We start from the raw sequence: 16,344 nt of genomic DNA on the forward strand, positions 1-16,344 counted from the left end.
GAAAGGCCGGTGCCCCGTACGGATCCCGTACGGGGCACCGGCCTTTTCACGCCCACGCGGCCCACTCACCCGATGTGGCGCACCGTACCGACAGCGCGTTCCACGTCATCGTCACGGAACCGCAGAAGCGCGGGGTTCCCGGCGTCCAACTCCACGACTTCGCGAAGGCCTCGGACCGTCCCTACGACGCCGGGCGCGAGGGCCGGCCCCCGCCGGGCCCGGCGGCCGGGGCGTCGGGTCCGCGGGCGAGCCGGGCCGCCGCCACGACCGGATCCCCCTCCTTCGCGCGCTCGACGGGTTCGGAGCACTCCAGGATCCCCGAACCGTCGACGACCCAACTGGTCGCGCGGCCCGTCGTCCGCTCGCCGTTCCCGCAGGTGTACCGGAAGTCTGCGACGACCTGTTTCACCCAGGAGCAGTTCACGAAGGTCCCGGCGCCGTCCACGGCGGTGTCGTCCCTCCGGGGGTCCGGCGCGGTTCGGCGGACGTCGGTGAACGCGTCGGCGCCGGCGGTGTCCCCGGCGTCCCCGGCGTCCCCGGCGCGGACGCCCGGCGAGTGGAGCACGGCCTTCGCGTCGATCCTCGGCCCCTTCTCGAAGGCGACCGCGACGCGCGGCGTGTGGAGCGGCGTCAGCTCGTGCGTGAGCGAGCCGCCGCCCTTGCCGAGCGTCTGCTTCTCGGCGACGCCCGTCAGGACGTCCCGTCTGTCCACGTCGAACCACACGCAGGTGCCGTTCCCGCACGCGGGGCCGGCCGTCGGGGCCGTCCTGGCGACCGGCTCGCCGCCGTCGGACGTGCAGGCGCCCGCGCCCGCGAGCAGCGCGGCGACGACACCTGCCGCGAGGCAGCCCTTTTCGATCCTCATGTTCGTTCCCCCCTGGACCACTGGTCGACGGCGGGGTCGACGCTGCCCGTTCGGGCCCCCGCCCGGCAAGGGAGTGGAGCCGTTTCTGAGGTCGGAGAGGGCGCGGCGGCCGGAGACGACCGGGACCGCGGCCGCCGGGTCGCCCCGTCCGGGGAGCCACGGCCCGGCGGGGTCGGGTTCCCCGCCCGGACGCGGGATCCGCGGGGCGCGAGGGGTGTCGCAGCCGTGCTACCCGGCGGTAATCCGCGGCTCCGTCCGCGACTCGGGGGAGTGGTACGGGCACCGTCACGACGTTCGATCCCGTCACCGAGCACGAGAGGACCCGCGCCGCCCTGTCCGCCGCGATCCCGCGCCTGGCCGGGCTGTCGCGCGCCGTCCCCGATCCGGACGCGGCATCGGGCGTCCCGGTGTGGTCGGTCGGCGACGTCGGCACGCACCTGGCGGCCGTCTACCTCGCGTACACCTCCCTTGTCCCGCCCGACGGGACGACGGAGCGGGACGGCGTCCCGCCGTCCGGCGAGGGGACGTTCGCCGAGCGGATCACGGCCATGAACGCCCGGTCCGTGACCCTGTTCGACCGTGCGGAACGCGCGAAGACGGCCGACTTCGTCGCCGAGCGCGGCGAGACGTTCCTGCGCGCCACCGAGGGCCTGCCCCCGGACACCCCCGTCTCCGCGCCCTGGTACGGGGAAGTGCCGTTCACCCTGGCGACGGTGACCGGCCTGATGCTCAGCGAGACCCTGGTGCACGGTCTGGACGTCGCGCGCGGCGCCCGCCTCCCGTGGCCGATCGGCCAGGACGAGGCGCGTCTCGTCCTGGGGCAGTCGATGCCGACGATGATGACGGCCGCCCTGGACCCGGTGGAGGCACGGGGCGTGAGCATCGCGTTCGACCTCGCGATCAAGGGGGGCCCGCGCCTCGCGGTCGTCTTCGGCGACGGGACGGTGACGGTGACCCGCGATGCCCCGCCGCGCGCCTACGACTGCCGGATCGTCGCGGACCCGGTCACCTTCCTCCTGGTCTCCTTCCGCCGCACGCCGATCTGGAAGGCGGTCGCGAGCGGGCGGATGAGAGCCGGCGGCCGCAGGCCGTGGCTGGCCACGCGGCTCGGCAGGCTCGTCGCCGCCCCCTGAACCAGGCCGTCAGGCCGTCGCCCGCAGCCGGTCCAGCTCGTCGCCGATCGCCTCCCGCAGCGCGTCGTGCCGAGGGCCGAGCCGGAACCGCTCCTCGCTCCACCGGCCGGGCGGGTACAGCCACACCGGCTTGCCCACCAGCCCGGCCGGTTCCCACTCGAACCGCGGCCACACATGGGCGTGCAGGAACGGATCGGTGTTTCCGAGGATCTCCAGGTTGACCCGGCGGAAAGCCGGATCCCGACGCCGGCAGACCCGCTCGACGGCCTCGCCGAGCAGATCCATCCCGGTGAGGAACGCCAGCCGCTTCGCCCTCGGCAGCTCGGACAGCCGCCGGACGCCCGGGTCGTCCACGAGGAGCACCGAGTAGCCCGGCAGGAACTGCACGTCGCCGATCGCCGCGAAGGCCGCGTCGAGCCGCCGCAGCACCGTCGGGTTCTCGCCCCGCAGCGCGGCCCCGATCCGGTCCGCCCGCCAGTCGCCCGTCACGCCCGGGAACCTACCGCTCGGCGGCCAGGGCCCGCTCGGAGCCCTTCTGCCGGACGGGGCGCCGCTGCCACCACCGGCGCCCGACGCGCGGGTGCACCGCGCGGCCGAGACGCCGCCCGACGAGCAGGTAGCCGAGCAGCGCGCCGGTGGTGTTGAGCATGACGTCGTCGATGTCGAAGGCGCGCCCCGTGATGAGGGCGCCCTGGACCAGCTCCACGAGCAGCATCGTCACGATCGTGAGCAGCGCCACGCGCACCACACCGCGGGTCTTGCGCGAGAACAGCGGCAGCAGCACGCCGAACGGCACGCCGAGCAGGATGTTGCCGCCCAACTGCTTCACCGTCTCCAGGAACGCCGGCTGCTCCAGATAGGCGCGGATGGAGCTGCCCGGCTTCAGATTGCTGTGGGTGAGGGGCACGGACGCCGGCGACGCGTTCAGGGTGAGCTTGGCCAGGACGATCGCGAACGCCACCATCCCCACGAGGGCGACCAGCGCCACCAGTACCCGGACCACCCGGCCCGGCCGGCGCGGCTCCGCCGCCTCCCGGCGCGGCTCCGCCGCCTCCCGGCGCGGCTCCGCCGCCTCCCGGGGCGGCTCGGGAGGCGGCGCGGGTGCGGCGGGTACGGGATCGCCCGCCTTGGTCCCCACGGTTCCGTCCACGCTCCGGTCACGTCTCCACATCTTCATGTTCCGCCCCCATCGTCGGGCCCTCTCCGAGGGGGTGCGGCTACCCGGGAAGCGAAGCCGCAACCCATGCGCGCCGGAGCGCCGCGACAACGGCCACAACCGACCCGGGCGCCCCAACCGGACGTGGACGCGGCGGAGTTCCGCATGGCCGGAAGCAGGGCGGGCACGAGACGCGCATGGGAGACGACACAGAGAGCAGACCTCCGCGCGAACGCCGGCGCCCCGGGCGTGCCACCCGTGGGTGGCCCGTCCTCGCCGCCGTGCTCCTCGCCCTGATCCTGGTGCTGGTCCTGCTGGGCCGGTTCTTCCAGCCACCGGGCCTGGGCGACCTTTTCGGAAGCGAGACCAAGGACCGCTCCGGACCCGCCGTGCTGAAGTCGATCCAGGACATGAACCGCCACGAGGGCGCCGCCGGCTCCTACCAGGTCGTGGTCGACCTGGAGAAGGACGCCCGGTTCCTGCCCGACGCGATCCGCGGCACCCGCACGCTGTACGTCGCCGCCGGCAGCGTCAGCGCCTACGTAGACTTCTCGGGCATCGGCGGGAACGCCGTCGCCGTCGACGAGGAACGCACCACCGCGACCCTCCGCCTGCCGCACGCCCAGCTGGCCCGGCCGTTCCTCGACCCCGAGCGCTCCTACACGGTGTCCAAGCAGCGGGGGCTCCTCGACCGGCTGGGCGACCTCTTCTCCGACAACCCGGCGAACGAGCAGGCGGTCAACGTCCTCGCCGCCCAGCGCATCGGCGAGGCCGCGAAGGAGAGCGACCTCACCACCCGGGCGGAACGCAACACCACCGCCATGCTCCAGGGCCTCCTGCGCGCCCTCGGCTTCGAGAAGGTCACCGTCACCTACGGCTGAGCGCAGGCCCCCGGACTCCGTTCCGCACCGGCGGAGTTGGGGGCGAGTGCGACGCGAAGCGGGAAAACGCCTGCTGAGAGGCGCGACGCGAAGTGCGTCGGAGACGCGGAAGTGGGCATACGCGGGAGAAAGCACCTGCCCCGCACCGCTCCCCGCCCCTTCCGGCGGCGGCCGGCGGCGCGGGGCCGTCACTGACGTAGGGGAGAGTCGATGCGCACGGTAGGAGTCGAGGAAGAGCTGATGCTCGTCAACGCAAGGACGGGCGAACCGTTCGCAGTGTCGTCGGCGGTACTGGCGTCGGCCGCCCTGCGCGGCGGCGAGGCGGGGGAGGTCTTCGAGAAGGAGCTGCACCAGGAGCAGCTGGAGTTCTCCACCCAGCCGCTGACGGACATGGGGGAGATGCGCAAGGAGATCGTCCGGTGGCGGGGCGAGGCGCTGCGGTACGCCCGGGAGTCCGACGCGGTCGTCGCCGCGCTCGCCACCTCGCCCGTCCCCGTCGAGCCGTCCCGCCACCGGGGCGAGAGGTACCGGTGGATGGCCGAGCAGTTCGCCCTCACCACCAAGGAGCAGCTGACGTGCGGCTGTCACGTCCACGTCGCCGTGGACTCCGACGAGGAGGGGGTCGCCGTCCTCGACCGGATCCGGCCCTGGCTCTACCTCCTGAACGCGCTCAGCGCGAACTCCCCGTTCTGGCAGGGGGAGGACAGCGGGTACAGCAGCTACCGCAGCCGGGTCTGGAACCGCTGGCCGTCGGCCGGGCCGTACGAGCTGTTCGGCAGCCCGGAGGTGTACCACCAGCAGGTCGAGGCCATGGTGGAGAGCGGCGTCCTGCGCGACTCCGGCATGATCTACTTCGACGCCCGTCTCTCCGCGAACTACCCGACCGTGGAGATCCGGGTCGCCGACGTCTGCCTGGAGGCCGACACCACCGTGCTCATCGCGACCCTCGCCCGGGGTCTCGTGGAGACCGCCGCCCGGGCCTGGCGTGACGGCGAGCCCCCCGCCCCCCTCTCCGCGGGGCTCCTGCGGCTCGCGTCCTGGCGCGCCGCCCGGTCCGGCCTCCGGGGGCCGCTGCTCCACCCGCTCACCCTGCGGGAGACCTCCGCCGAAGAGGCGTTCGAAGCCCTCCTCGACCACGTCGAGGAGGCCCTGGCGGACACCGGCGACCTCGACGACGCGCGGAAGGGGATCGCCGCGCACCTGGCCCACGGCGGCGGGGCGGACCGCCAGCGCGCCCTGCGCGACGAGGGCCTCGACCTCCACGAGGTCGTGAAGGCCTGCGCCCGGATCACGACCGCCGGCGAGTGAAGGACCCGAACGGCCCGGAGCGCCCCCCCCCGTGGAAAGGGGCGGCGCTCCGGGCCGTCGTGCGGTGTGCCGCGCGATACGGGATCAGGCGGGCCAGGTGCCGGTCACCCGGCGCACCGCCGTGGCCCCGCCCCGGTCGACGGCGGCCTTCACCAGGGCGAAGATCGCGCCGTGCAGCGCCGCGGCGATCAGGACCTCCCCCCAGCCCCGGTGCTCGTCGGTGGCGTCGGGAGTGTCGTCGTCGTGCCCCAGGATCTGCCACGTCTTCTTGAACGCGGCTCCCGCGAGCACACCGGTCCCGGCGCTCACGGCGAGCGAGAGCGGCTTGAAGACGAGGCGTGACGGTTTCATGGTGTTTCTTCCTTTCCTCAGGTCACTGCCCCGGCTACCCCGGCGGCCGACCCGCATGCGCCCCGCGATCAGTGGTGCTGCCGCCGGGCGAGCCGGGCGGCCCTGTACGCGCGGACGGGGTCCCGGTGCGGGCCCGCGACCGGCTGCCAGGTGCCGTCGCGGTCGACGTACGGGTACCACCGCCCGTCCGGGCCGTGGCGCAGCTGCACCCCGGCGGGCGGGTCGGTGAGCCGGTCGCGGCGGCGTTCGACCGGCGTGCCCGGGAAGGGGCGCAGCGGCCGGATCGCGGTCTCCGCCCCGGCGAGCGCGGCCGGGTCCGCGGGCCGGGGGGAGAGACAGGCGGCGGCGCCGTGCGGACCGCCGTGGTGGTAGGCGGCGGTGAGGCGCCGCATCAGGAGGGGCGTGAGGCCGAGATGGGCGGCCGCCGTCTCCCCGTGCTCGCCGCCCGCGCCGACGGTGAAGCGGACGATGTCGGCGACGGTGTCGTGGACCTCGGGGACGTGGCCCTGGAGGAGCGCGGTGGCGCGCCGGGCGGCGTCCCGGACGAGCGCGCGCAGCACGGCGAGGTCCGGCAGCGGGGCGGGCGGTTCGGCGGTGATCGCGTCGAGGAGCGGCGCGGTGCCGTGGAGGTCGAGCGGCGGGAGCGGGGGCAGGGCCCCGGTCCGCACCCCCTGCGTGGGGAGGAGCGGCGCCCGGTCGGCCGCGGACGACGCGGGTACGGCTCCGCCCGCCGGAGCCCCGGGGGACGGAACCGCCCCGGACGGCGGGCCCGCCGGGGCCGTCCGTCCGGTGGTCACGGTGTCGCCCTCCACGTCCTCGACGGGAGGGCGCGTACGGGCCGGGTGTCCGGCGGCGGTGGCGCCCCGACGGGGCGGGATCGTGGTCATCCGGGTGCTCCCAGGCGGACGAGTTCGGTGAGTTCGCGGTCGGTGAGGCGGGCGAACCCGCTGCCGCCGGAGGCCAGGACCGTGTTCTGCAGGGCGCGCTTGTGGGTGAGGAGCTGGTCGATCCGGTCCTCGATCGTGCCCCGGGTGACGAGCCGGTGGACGGTGACGGTCCGGCGCTGACCGATGCGGTGGGCGCGGTCCGACGCCTGGTCCTCGACCGCCGCGTTCCAGCTGCGGTCGAAGTGGACGACGTGGCTGGCCCGGGTCAGGTTGAGGCCGGTGCCGCCGGCCCTGAGGGAGAGGACGAGCAGGGGCGCCCCACCGCCCTGGAAGGCGTCGACGAGCTCCTGCCGCCGCCCGGCGTCCAGGCCGCCGTGCAGGAACAGCGGGCGGTGGCCCAGGTGCGCGAGGTGCTCCTCCAGGAGCCGGCCCATGGCGACGTAACTCGTGAAGACGAGGGCTGCCTCGCCGCGCCGGGCGATCGTCCCGGTGAGTTCGGCCAGCGCCTCCAGCTTGGCCGACCGCCGGCCGAACCGCCGTGCGTGCGCCGGGCCGGGATGGGTCTCCCGGAGGTAGTGCGCGGGGTGGTTGGTGATCTGCTTGAGCGCGGTGATCAGCTTCAGGACCAGGCCGGAGCGGGTGGCGGCGGAGGAGCCCGCGATCTGGTCCATCGTCTCCCGCACGACGGCCTCGTACAGGGCGACCTGCTCGGGGGTGAGTTCGACGATCCTCCGCGTCTCGACCTTGGCGGGCAGCTCCGGCGCGATGCCGGGGTCGCTCTTGGTGCGGCGCAGGACGAACGGCGCGACGAGGCGGGCGAGGGCCTGCGCGGCGGGACCGTCGGGCTCGCGCTCGGCGGCGGTCGCGTAGCGGGACCGGAACGCCTTCAGCGTGCCGAACAGGCCCGGGTTGGCCCAGTCGATCAGCGACCACAGCTCGGAGAGGTTGTTCTCCACGGGGGTGCCGGTCAGGGCGAGACGGGCGGTGGAGGTGAGCGAGCGCAGCGCCCCGGCGGTCGCCGAGGCGTGGTTCTTGGTGTGCTGGGCCTCGTCGGCGACGACCAGGTCCCAGGGGGTGGCCGCGAGTTCCGCGTCCCGCCGCAGGACGCCGTAGGTGGTGAGGACGACCGTGCGCCCGCCGACGGGGTCGAGGCTCCGGCCCGCGCCGTGGTAGCGGACCACGTCCAGATGCGGGGCGAACCGCTCGATCTCCCGCTGCCAGTTGGTGACCAGGGAGGACGGGCACACCACCAGGACGGGGCCGGTGTGCCCGGTCTCGTGGCGGTGGAGGACGTAGGCGATCGCGGTGAGGGTCTTGCCGAGGCCCATGTCGTCGGCGAGGACGGCGCCGAACCCCGCGCCGCCGGTGTGGGCGAGCCAGGCCAGGGCGCGCTCCTGGTAGCCGCGCAGCACGGCTCCGAGCCGGGCCGGAACGGCGACGGGGGAGACGTGCTCGCCCCGGCGCAGCGCGGTGACGACACCGGCGAGGTCACCGGCCGCCCGGCAGGCGACCTGCCGGCCGTCGACGCCGACGGTGCCGGTCAGCGCGGCGGCGAGCGCGTCGATCCCCGCCAGCCGGCCGATCTCCCGGCGCCGCGCGCGGGCGCGCACGGCGGGGTCGAGCAGGACCCACCGCCCGCGCACCCGGACCAGGGGGCGGGCGGCCTCGGCCAGCGCGTCCATCTCGGCCTCGTCGAGCGTGTCGTCGCCGAGCGCGACCTGCCACCGGAAGTCCAGCAGGGCCTGGAGGCTGAAGCGCGGCGCCCCGGCACCACCGGCGCCCGTCGCGGTGCCGACGACCGCGTACGAGGACAGGCCCCGGCGCAGGCGGTCCGGCCAGCGCAGCCGCAGGCCGGCGGCGGCCAGCTCCTCCTCCGCCCGCAGCAGCCGGGTGATCCCCGCCGCGTCCACGGTGAACGCCCCGGGCCGTGAGGCCAGGCCGGAGAGGCCGGGACACAGCCGGTCCAGCCGTTCCAGCCGGCGCCCGACCCGCTCGCGCGACCGGTTCCGGTCGACGCCGCGCAGGAAGGCGCGTCCCGACCACAGCAGGTGCGCCGCGACCTCGTCCCCCTCCGCTCCGGGCCCGGTGCCGATCAGGAGACGTCCCGTCAGGCGCCCCGCCAGGGCCTCGTGTTCGGAGGGCTCCCGCATCTCCAGGACGAGTCCGGGCGGCGGACCGTCGTCCAGCCGGTCCTCGACCGCGTCCAGCCAGGGCCGTACCGCCTCGGCCACGGCGTCCGGAACGCGACCGCCGGCGGGACCCGTGAACGGGCCGGGGCCGAACATGACCGCCGCGGGTGTCCGCACCAGGCCGTCGGCCACGGCGTGCAGGAAGACGAGGACCGCCTCCCGCGCCGGCAGGGCCGCCTCCCGTGCGGGCGGGGCGGACCCGGCGCCGATGACGGCGTGGGCGTGCGGCGACATGTGGTGCGCCAGCTCCTCCACGGCCTGTAAGGCGGCGTCCGGAAGGGGGCCGACCCTCCACCGGCCGACCCCGTCGGGGCCGAGCGCCGGACGGACGAGCCCGGCGGCCACCAGCCGCACGCCCAGGCGCGCCGCCTGCTCCCACTCCACGGCCGTGGGGTGCCACGCGGCGAACCGGGACCGTCCGAGCAGGAGCGGCACGGCCTCGTCGAGGGGCAGCCGCCAACCGGTCACCTCCACGAGTCCGTCGGCCGCCGGCACGACGAGCCGGCGGACGGTCGGGGCGAGCGGGGCGGGCAGCGGCACGACGGGCATCGGCGCGCCGTCCGCCCGGTACAGCAGCATCCCGGCCACCGGCTCGTCGCCGGTCGGGGGGACGAGGGAGAGCGCGCACCCGGCCGCGAGCGCCTCACCGGCCACGGCGCCGGCCGACAGCCCTTCCCCCGGCACCTCCTGGATCCCCGGCACCTCCGGCGGCGCGGGGGCCTCCGTGCGCGGCGAGGGCAGGACGACCGCGGGCCGTGCGGCCCGGGGCCCCGGGATCACGACGGACGCGGGGGACGGCGGCACCGGAGGCGCGGACCGTTCCGGCCGCGCGGCGCCCCCCGCGTCCAGCCGGGCCAGCTCCTCCAGGAGCGCCGCGGCCGCCTCCCGGCGCGCGTCCCCCTTCAGCCGCGCCGTGCCCGTGGCCCGGACCGTCGTGCCCGTCGCCACGTGCCGGCACGTGTACGCGCAGACCACGCTCCTGGGCCTGGAGGTGACGGTCGGCTCCGGCTTCGTGATCACCTCCAGCTGGGTGTACTTGTTCAGGTACTTCACCGGATCCCCGCCCCGGGGCACCGGCTGGATCCGGGGCGGGACCTTCCGCCGCTTCTCCTCGACCAGGTCACGCGGCTCGGGCAGCCCGCACAGCAGGGCCAGGAGGGCGACCGCGGCGCCGTGCAGGGACGTGCGCCGGTCGCCGGAGACCCGCTCGGGGCCCGTCCGCACCCGGCCGTCGGCCTCCTCCCAGCTCCACGCCGAGGCGAACCCCCCGGGGCGCTCCACCGTCGTGTGGCGCAGTCCGGCGCTGCACGCCTCGGCCCGCCACTGCAGCAGGGTCGCCGCCGACGGAGGCATCCGCGCCGTCTGGTCGAGGGCGAGCAGCCGGACCTCCCGCCACCCGGGGGCCGTCGTGCCGAAGAGCAGCCGCAGGGCGTCGCGGTGCCGCAGGCGCGAGGCGGCCGCCCGCCGCACGAGCTCGGCGTGGAGCTCCTCGCCCGGATGCGCCGCGCTCTCCAGCCGCGTGCCCAGCAGCGTGTCGAACAGCTCCGCCGTCATCCCCGGAAGCCGCAGCCGCTCCGTCCCGACGCCGGCCAGCGCCCGGAGCACGGCGTCGGCCGCCGCCCGGCGGGCCCGCTCCGCCGAAGGGCCCGTCCGGACGGGGCCGTTCACGACCGCGTCGGCCGGGCCGATCCGGAGCTCCGCCCGGTGGAGGGTCCCCCCGTCCGGCTGCGGCGCCGAGGACTCCGCGTACGCCGGGGGCGCCCAGGCCTCCTTCTGCGCGTGCAGGGCCAGCACCTGCTGCGGCACCTCCGGGCGGTCGCCCAGGGCCGCGACCGCGCACCTCCGGGCGGGAAGCCACCCGGGGTGGTCGTCCGTCACGAGGAGCAGGATCCTCAGGTCCCGCGGGCTCAGCCCGCCCGCGAGCGCCAGCTCCTCCGCCTCGGCCGCGAGGCGCGGATCGAACCCGCCGAACGCGACGACGTCCCGCGCCCGCTCGTGCCACGGCCCTCCGGAATCGCCCGGCGGGGGCGGGGGCGAACTGATACCGGCCGTCCGGGACTGCGTACCCAACAAGAGACTCCCTGCACAGTGCGTGACACGACGAACACGTAAAGGATACGAACCGTCGTCCCCCGCCCGCCCCGATACGGCACCCGAAAAGCGCCAACCCTTGGCGCATGTCAAGCCCTTGGGCGCGCGTCGCCCCTTCCGGCGGCCGGCCGGGCCGCCCGTACGCGGCCCGTCGGCGCGCCCCCGCACCGGGCCGTGGGGATCACAGGTCGGCCAGGACCTCGCGGGCCGTGCGGGTGCCGGAGGCCAGGGCGCCCTGGACCGAGCCCGTCGCCCGGTGGTCGCCGCACACGTAACGGCCGGGGGAGACGCGGCCGGTACGGGAGAGCGGGAGGGGCGGCGGCATGGCCGGGAGGGCGTCCCGCACCACGACGCGGTGCACCGGCTCCCAGGAGCGGGCGTCCGTGCCGTAGACCTCGGAGAGGGCGGTGAGGACCGCCTCCTCCCGCTCCGGATCCGGCTCCCCGAGCACGGAGGTCGACACCAGCGCCCGGCCGTCCGTCGCGAAGCCGCGGTGCACCTCGGTCAGCACGCAGGTGTTGAGGAAGCGGCGCCGCGCGTCGACCACCAGGATCGGCTCGGACAGCGGGGAGCGTTCCGCCGCGTGGTACAGGGTGGTGACGACGCGTCCGTCCGGCACGTCCAGGCCGGGGAGCAGCCGGGCGGCGGCGCGCGGACCGGTGGCGACCACGACCGCGCGGGCGGACACCTCGCCGCCCCCGGCCAGGGCCACGCCCCGGTCGGTGAGCGACGCGACCGGCTCCCCGGTGCGCAGCACACCGCCGGGCAGCCCGGACGCGAGCTGCGCGGGCACGGCCCCGATGCCGTCGGCCGGCAGGCACAGGGTGCCGCGCAGCATGGTGCGCCAGACGAAGTGGAAGAAGCGGGCGGAGGTCTCCAGTTCGTCCTCCAGGAAGACCCCCGACAGGAACGGCCGGAAGAAGGTCTCCACCAGGTCCGCCGAGATTCCGGCGTCGGCCAGGGCGGTGAGGGTGGTGGCGTCGGGCCGGGTCCGCAGGTAGCGGGCCGGTGCCAGCACGTCCCTGGCCGACAGCACGCCCAGGGCGGCCAGGTCGCGGGCCGAGGCGAGCCGGCCGGGCAGCAGGTCCCGGCCCTCGCGGGGCCGGCGGGTCGGATCGACGAAGCGCCGGAACCCGTCGTCGGTGTGCACGAGCACGCCCGGCGTGAACGGCCTCAGCCGCAGGGCCCGCAGGTCCAGCCGCCTCTTCACCTGCGGGTAGGAGGTGTTGAACACCTGGAAGCCGCGGTCGACGGTGAAGCCCGCGACCCGGTCGGTGCGCATCCGGCCGCCCACGGCGTCGGAGGCTTCGAGCAACTCCACCCGCAGCCCGCCGGCGACCAGGTCGGCCGCACAGGCCAGACCGGCGGCCCCCGCTCCGACGACCACCACGTCGACCCCGTCGTCCCTCTGCCCCATGAACGTCGTCACTCCTCACCGGACCGCCTGACTCCGGGCCGCCACGTTACGGCGGACACCCCCTGCGCGAGGGGAGGGCGCGCCGCTCTTCCGGCTACCCGGCCCGGCGGCGCCGTACCGCCGTGGCCCCGGCTTCTCCTCCACCGGATTTCCCGGCGCGGCACGGGGATGCCCCGGCGTTCCCGGGGCACGCGTACTCCCGTGCCCGAGCGCGGGCGGGGCCCACGGCCCGGAGCCGTACGGCGGCCGGGGCCGGCGCGTACCGGCGGGCGGGCGGCGGAAGACGGCAACGGAACGCAGGGAGCGTCGATGATGGTCCGTCCATGGTCGGTCCGACCGGATCTCCGGCTCACGGCCCACGCGGTCGCCGGGCGGTACCGGCTGGACGGCCTGCTGGGGCGCGGGGGCGCCGCCGACGTGTACGAGGCGCTGGACCTGCGGCTGCGGCGGCCGGTGGCGGTCAAGCTCTTCCGGCCGGGCGGCGAAGCCTGGACGGAGGAGCGCTTCGACGACGAGGGCCGCCTGTTGGCCCAGATGCAGCATCCCGGCCTGGTCACCCTGTACGACTCCGGACGGGAGGAGGGGCGGCCCTACCTGGTGATGCAGCTCGTCAGGGGGACGACCCTGCGCCGGCGCATCGCCGCGACCCCCCTCACGCCCCGCGAGACCGCCCGGACCGGCGCCGCGCTCGCCTCCGCCCTCGCCCACGTGCACGCGGTCGGCGTCGTGCACCGCGACGTGAAGCCGTCGAACGTCCTCCTGGACGGGGCGGACGCCCCGTACCTGACCGACTTCGGCATATCCCGCCTGCTCGACGCCACGAGCCGCGTCGAGACCGGCCCCCTCGTGGGAACCGCCGCCTACATGGCGCCGGAGCAGGCCCTGGGCAGAGGAGCCGGGCCGGCGGCGGACGTCTACAGCCTCGGTCTGGTGCTCCTGGAGGCCCTGAAGGGCGAACTGGAGTACGCGGGCGCCCCGTTGGAGTCCGCGCTCGCGCGGCTGCACCGGCCCCCCGTGATCCCGCCGGGCCTCCCGCCGGCGCTCGCCGAGCTCGTGGAGGCCATGACGGACCCGAACGAGGCCGGCCGGCCCGACGCCGACACCTGCTTCCGCGTCCTGACGGCCGTGCCGGGCGAGGCACCCCCGCCGGCGCCGCCCGCCGAACCCCCGCTTCCCCCCGCCCGCCGCCCGGATCCGGTCTCCCGCCGCTCCGTCCGCGCCCTCACCGCCTGCGCGGCGCTGACCGTGCTCGGAGCGACCCTGACCGGTTCGATCGGCACTCCGACCGCGAGCGGGGAGGCGTCGTCCCGGGCGCCGCACCGGACCGCGACCGCGTCACCGCCGCTCCGCACGGACCGCGTCGCGGATCTCCCGCCCGGCCGCGCGGACCGCCCGGGACCGTCCTCCCCGTCGGCGGCGCCGGTCTCCGTACCCCGCCCCCGTACGGTGTCCTCCTCCGGGAAGCCCGCCGCGTCGACCGGGCCCGGGAACTGACGCCGTCCGTCACCCGGGCCCGGTCGACGCGGCGGTCCCCCGCCCGCGCGGCGGCCCGTCGTGCCGCCCCGGTGGGAGGGTGGGCGGAGGAGGGCGCATCGCCCAGCGGATCCCCCCGGTCGCCAGCCGTCCGCCCGTCCGCGCCGCCGCCCGCACGGGCCGGGGGAGCGACGGGAGCCCCAGCTCCCCGAGGGCCCACGGCGGCAGCAGCTCCACCGCCCCCGCCGTGAGCAGGGCGTACGGCACGCGGGCCGGGCGGGGGAGCGGCGGGTCCCGCAGCAGGAAACGGGCGGTCTCCCGGGCTTCGGGGGTGCCGCCGAGTTCGTTCCGGTACGACTCCATCCGCCGCGCCAGTTCGGCCAGGCTCCGGGGCGGTTCCTCCACTCCCAGCTCCTCGGCGATCCGGGCCGTGTCCGCCACGTAGCCGTCGTAGCCCGCGCGGGTGAGCGGCGACGCCCCGTAGCGCAGGTGCGCCCGCAGGAAGCCGTGGACCTCGGCCACGTGCACCCAGCCCAGGAGGTGGGGGTCGGAGGCCCGGTAGGGCCGGCCTCCGGGCGTCGTGCCCCGCACTTGCTCGTGGACCGCCCGGACGCGATCCACCGCGTGCCGCGCGTCCTCGGCCGTGCCGAACGTCGTGACCGCGAGGAACGTGCTGGTCCGCTGCAGCCGTCCCCACGGATCGCCCCGGAACCCCGAATGGGCCGCCACGGCCGCCATGGCCGACGGGTGCAGCGACTGGAGCAGCAGCGCCGTCAGGCCCCCGACGAACATCGACGCGTCGCCGTGGACCGTGCGGATCGGCCGGTCCGGGCCGAACCAGCGGGGCCCCGGCGTTCCGTGGACGCGGGCGCGCGTCTCCTCGCCCGAGGGTCCGGCGACGCGCCGGAAGAGCTCGCTCCCGAGCCGTTCCCTCAGGTCGTCCACGAAGGGCGGCGGCCATTCCACAGGGACAGTATGCGCCCGTCGTGGTGAAGGCCCCCGGCGCCGCGGGCCGCCGCCCCGGGGCGGACCGGGGTCAGTCGGCGAGGACGTCGAGGAGCGGCCGCCAGTCGATGTGGTCGCTCTCGCTCCCGGCGGGCACGACGGTGTACGTCGTGTTCAGCCAGCGCAGCGCGGGTCCGCGGCCGAGGCCGATCAGGGCGGCGCGGGAGGGTTCGCCCAGGCGCAGGACGACCTGGTCGTAGGGGGCGGGGCGGATGTGCACCTCGCCGATGCCGACCGGCTCCTCGGTGCCGGCGAGGAACATGTCGCGGTCCAGGTGCCACACCGTGTCGCCCGTCGGGGTGTGGAGGGTGAGCTCGATGACGAAGGGGGAGCGGGACCGGTAGCGGACGGTGGCCCCGAGCGGGACGCGGCAGGAGTCGGCGATCAGGAAGGCGGTCGTCTTCCACTTGATCTCGCGGCAGACCGGCGGGACGGCAGAACTGGAACGGGACACGGAGGCTCCAACCTCGGACGCCACCCGGGGCGGTGACGCTTCACAACGCGGTTACCCCGTGAGCCGAGATCACTCCCCGGAAGTGTGTGACTACGGAGGGGAGTGTGTCGAGGACTTGTGAGGAGCGTCAACCTCCTACGCCGGATGTCCCCCTCAGGAGTTGCCTCGGGTCTCCCGCGGCCGGAGCGGGGGACGGGCGGCGGTCGCGCGCGAAGTGGCCGACACCTTCCGGTCCGGCGGGTTCCGGACTGTCGTCAACCGGCCGTCCGGAGCGCGTCGCGATGGCCGGAGGGACCACTTTTTCCGGCTGGAGGTTGCCTCTCGGGTGGGGCGCATGCCCGGCGCATGGGAGCGCGCCGCGCTCCCGAAGGGCGTACCGGGGAACCGGAGGGTGCGTCGGGCGGCCAGCCGGAATGGTGTGGGTGATAAGAGGTCAAGTGGCGATGAAATGGACTTCGCATGGCTGGATATCCGATCGGGAGCGGCTATTGGCATATGACTCTCGCCCTTCCCGAGCTTTCCACTTGATGAATTACCCGGAAGTAACATCGCGGCTCGCATCCTTGGCCGAGGAGGATCCTTTAATGTGACCGGAGTGAGTTCGGTTTTAGGGGGAAGTCTTGGCCGGGGGTGCTCGTATCCCCGATCCGGAGCGGAGCGGATCGCCCGCCTCCGCGGTCGTGCCGGGCTCCCCTCGAAGGAGCGGCGTACGCGTCGCGCCGGATCGGGTAAATCCCGCTCCGGTCGCCCGGTGGAGCCGGGTGGACCGCACGTGAAAAAAGACTGGAACAAGATATCGAGAACGGGTGGGAACGTGAGCAATCCCTTCGATGACGAGTCGGGTCGCTTCGTCGTGCTGGTGAACCGCGAAGCCCAGTACTCCCTCTGGCCCGCGCACCTCGACGTCCCCGGCGGCTGGGACCGCGAGGGCGTCGAGGGGTCGCGCCAGGAGTGTCTGGAGCGGATCGAGAGCGTCTGGACCGACATGCGCCCCGCCGGCCTGGTGGCGGCGATGGAGGCCGAAGCGCGTTGACGGGCCGAAGGGCCATCGGGAGGCGCCGCGCAGGTCAGGCGGCCCTCCCGATGGCCCGGGTGTCAACTTCGTTCGCGTAATGAGCAGTTCTGCTCAAAAAT

14 protein-coding genes are annotated in these 16,344 nt (G+C 75.5%); 5 read left to right on the forward strand and 9 right to left on the reverse strand.

Annotated features, from left to right (window positions below; translation table 11 throughout):
* Window positions 1–181: 181 nt before the first annotated feature.
* Window positions 182–865, reverse strand: coding sequence for a hypothetical protein (locus tag ADL08_RS14080; RefSeq protein WP_053642716.1), 684 nt, complete (start codon window positions 863–865; stop codon window positions 182–184).
* 344 nt (window positions 866–1,209) lie between these two features.
* Between ADL08_RS14080 and ADL08_RS14085 the strand changes: the two genes are divergently transcribed.
* Window positions 1,210–1,998, forward strand: a complete 789-nt coding sequence (locus ADL08_RS14085; protein ID WP_267889563.1) for a maleylpyruvate isomerase N-terminal domain-containing protein — start codon at window positions 1,210–1,212, stop codon at window positions 1,996–1,998.
* A gap of 9 nt (window positions 1,999–2,007) precedes the next feature.
* Here the strand turns inward: ADL08_RS14085 and ADL08_RS14090 are convergent, their stop codons facing one another.
* Window positions 2,008–2,487, reverse strand: coding sequence for a diadenosine tetraphosphate hydrolase (locus tag ADL08_RS14090; RefSeq protein WP_053642721.1), 480 nt, complete (start codon window positions 2,485–2,487; stop codon window positions 2,008–2,010).
* A gap of 10 nt (window positions 2,488–2,497) precedes the next feature.
* Window positions 2,498–3,148, reverse strand: coding sequence for a VanZ family protein (locus ADL08_RS14095; protein WP_234352134.1), 651 nt, complete (start codon window positions 3,146–3,148; stop codon window positions 2,498–2,500).
* Window positions 3,149–3,351: 203 nt separating this feature from the next.
* Here ADL08_RS14095 and ADL08_RS14100 point away from each other — a divergent pair, with 203 nt between their 5' ends.
* Both ADL08_RS14100 and ADL08_RS14105 read left to right on the forward strand, forming a co-directional pair.
* The gene (locus ADL08_RS14100) at window positions 3,352–4,035 is read left to right on the forward strand and encodes a DUF4230 domain-containing protein (protein ID WP_053642722.1); all 684 of its coding nucleotides are present in this window, start codon (window positions 3,352–3,354) and stop codon (window positions 4,033–4,035) included.
* A 210-nt stretch (window positions 4,036–4,245) separates the two neighbouring features.
* Window positions 4,246–5,343, forward strand: coding sequence for a glutamate--cysteine ligase (locus tag ADL08_RS14105; protein WP_053642723.1), 1,098 nt, complete (start codon window positions 4,246–4,248; stop codon window positions 5,341–5,343).
* Window positions 5,344–5,427: 84 nt separating this feature from the next.
* Here the strand turns inward: ADL08_RS14105 and ADL08_RS14110 are convergent, their stop codons facing one another.
* The 4 genes from ADL08_RS14110 to ADL08_RS14125 form a co-directional block, all read right to left on the reverse strand.
* Entirely contained in the window at window positions 5,428–5,694 is a 267-nt protein-coding gene (locus tag ADL08_RS14110) for a DUF4235 domain-containing protein (protein WP_053642726.1), read from the reverse strand.
* 68 nt (window positions 5,695–5,762) lie between these two features.
* Window positions 5,763–6,581 carry a hypothetical protein gene (locus tag ADL08_RS14115; RefSeq protein ID WP_053642728.1) on the reverse strand — a complete coding sequence of 273 codons (819 nt, stop codon included), beginning with the start codon at window positions 6,579–6,581 and terminating at the stop codon, window positions 5,763–5,765.
* A complete protein-coding gene (locus tag ADL08_RS14120; protein ID WP_053642730.1) occupies window positions 6,578–10,840 on the reverse strand; it encodes a DEAD/DEAH box helicase in 4,263 nt (1,420 codons plus the stop codon). The genes ADL08_RS14115 and ADL08_RS14120 overlap by 4 nt, the downstream gene beginning before the upstream one ends.
* 202 nt (window positions 10,841–11,042) lie before the next feature.
* The gene (locus ADL08_RS14125) at window positions 11,043–12,278 is read right to left on the reverse strand and encodes an NAD(P)/FAD-dependent oxidoreductase (RefSeq protein WP_053642732.1); all 1,236 of its coding nucleotides are present in this window, start codon (window positions 12,276–12,278) and stop codon (window positions 11,043–11,045) included.
* Window positions 12,279–12,587: 309 nt separating this feature from the next.
* Here ADL08_RS14125 and ADL08_RS14130 point away from each other — a divergent pair, with 309 nt between their 5' ends.
* Window positions 12,588–13,772, forward strand: coding sequence for a serine/threonine-protein kinase (locus ADL08_RS14130; RefSeq protein WP_078970573.1), 1,185 nt, complete (start codon window positions 12,588–12,590; stop codon window positions 13,770–13,772).
* A gap of 9 nt (window positions 13,773–13,781) precedes the next feature.
* Here ADL08_RS14130 and ADL08_RS14135 read toward each other — a convergent pair whose 3' ends face one another.
* Both ADL08_RS14135 and ADL08_RS14140 read right to left on the reverse strand, forming a co-directional pair.
* On the reverse strand, window positions 13,782–14,717 hold the full coding sequence (locus ADL08_RS14135) for an oxygenase MpaB family protein (protein WP_078968198.1): 936 nt from the start codon (window positions 14,715–14,717) through the stop codon (window positions 13,782–13,784).
* A 70-nt stretch (window positions 14,718–14,787) separates the two neighbouring features.
* Entirely contained in the window at window positions 14,788–15,210 is a 423-nt protein-coding gene (locus ADL08_RS14140) for an SsgA family sporulation/cell division regulator (protein WP_053642734.1), read from the reverse strand.
* 814 nt (window positions 15,211–16,024) lie between these two features.
* On the opposite strand from ADL08_RS14140, the gene ADL08_RS14145 reads away from it, so the two are divergent.
* On the forward strand, window positions 16,025–16,243 hold the full coding sequence (locus ADL08_RS14145) for an MbtH family protein (protein ID WP_053642736.1): 219 nt from the start codon (window positions 16,025–16,027) through the stop codon (window positions 16,241–16,243).
* Window positions 16,244–16,344 lie beyond the last annotated feature (101 nt).

The organism is Streptomyces sp. NRRL F-6492, assembly GCF_001280125.1.
Taxonomy (GTDB): Bacteria; Actinomycetota; Actinomycetes; order Streptomycetales; family Streptomycetaceae; genus Streptomyces.

Coding starts and splice junctions, on each gene's coding strand:
- ADL08_RS14105 (WP_053642723.1), top strand. CDS start 4,246: ATGCGCACGGTAGGAGTCGAGGAAGAGCTGATGCTCGTCAACGCAAGG.
- ADL08_RS14115 (WP_053642728.1), bottom strand. CDS start 6,581: ATGACCACGATCCCGCCCCGTCGGGGCGCCACCGCCGCCGGACACCCG.
- ADL08_RS14110 (WP_053642726.1), bottom strand. CDS start 5,694: ATGAAACCGTCACGCCTCGTCTTCAAGCCGCTCTCGCTCGCCGTGAGC.
- ADL08_RS14080 (WP_053642716.1), bottom strand. CDS start 865: ATGAGGATCGAAAAGGGCTGCCTCGCGGCAGGTGTCGTCGCCGCGCTG.
- ADL08_RS14130 (WP_078970573.1), top strand. CDS start 12,588: ATGATGGTCCGTCCATGGTCGGTCCGACCGGATCTCCGGCTCACGGCC.
- ADL08_RS14125 (WP_053642732.1), bottom strand. CDS start 12,278: ATGGGGCAGAGGGACGACGGGGTCGACGTGGTGGTCGTCGGAGCGGGG.
- ADL08_RS14100 (WP_053642722.1), top strand. CDS start 3,352: ATGGGAGACGACACAGAGAGCAGACCTCCGCGCGAACGCCGGCGCCCC.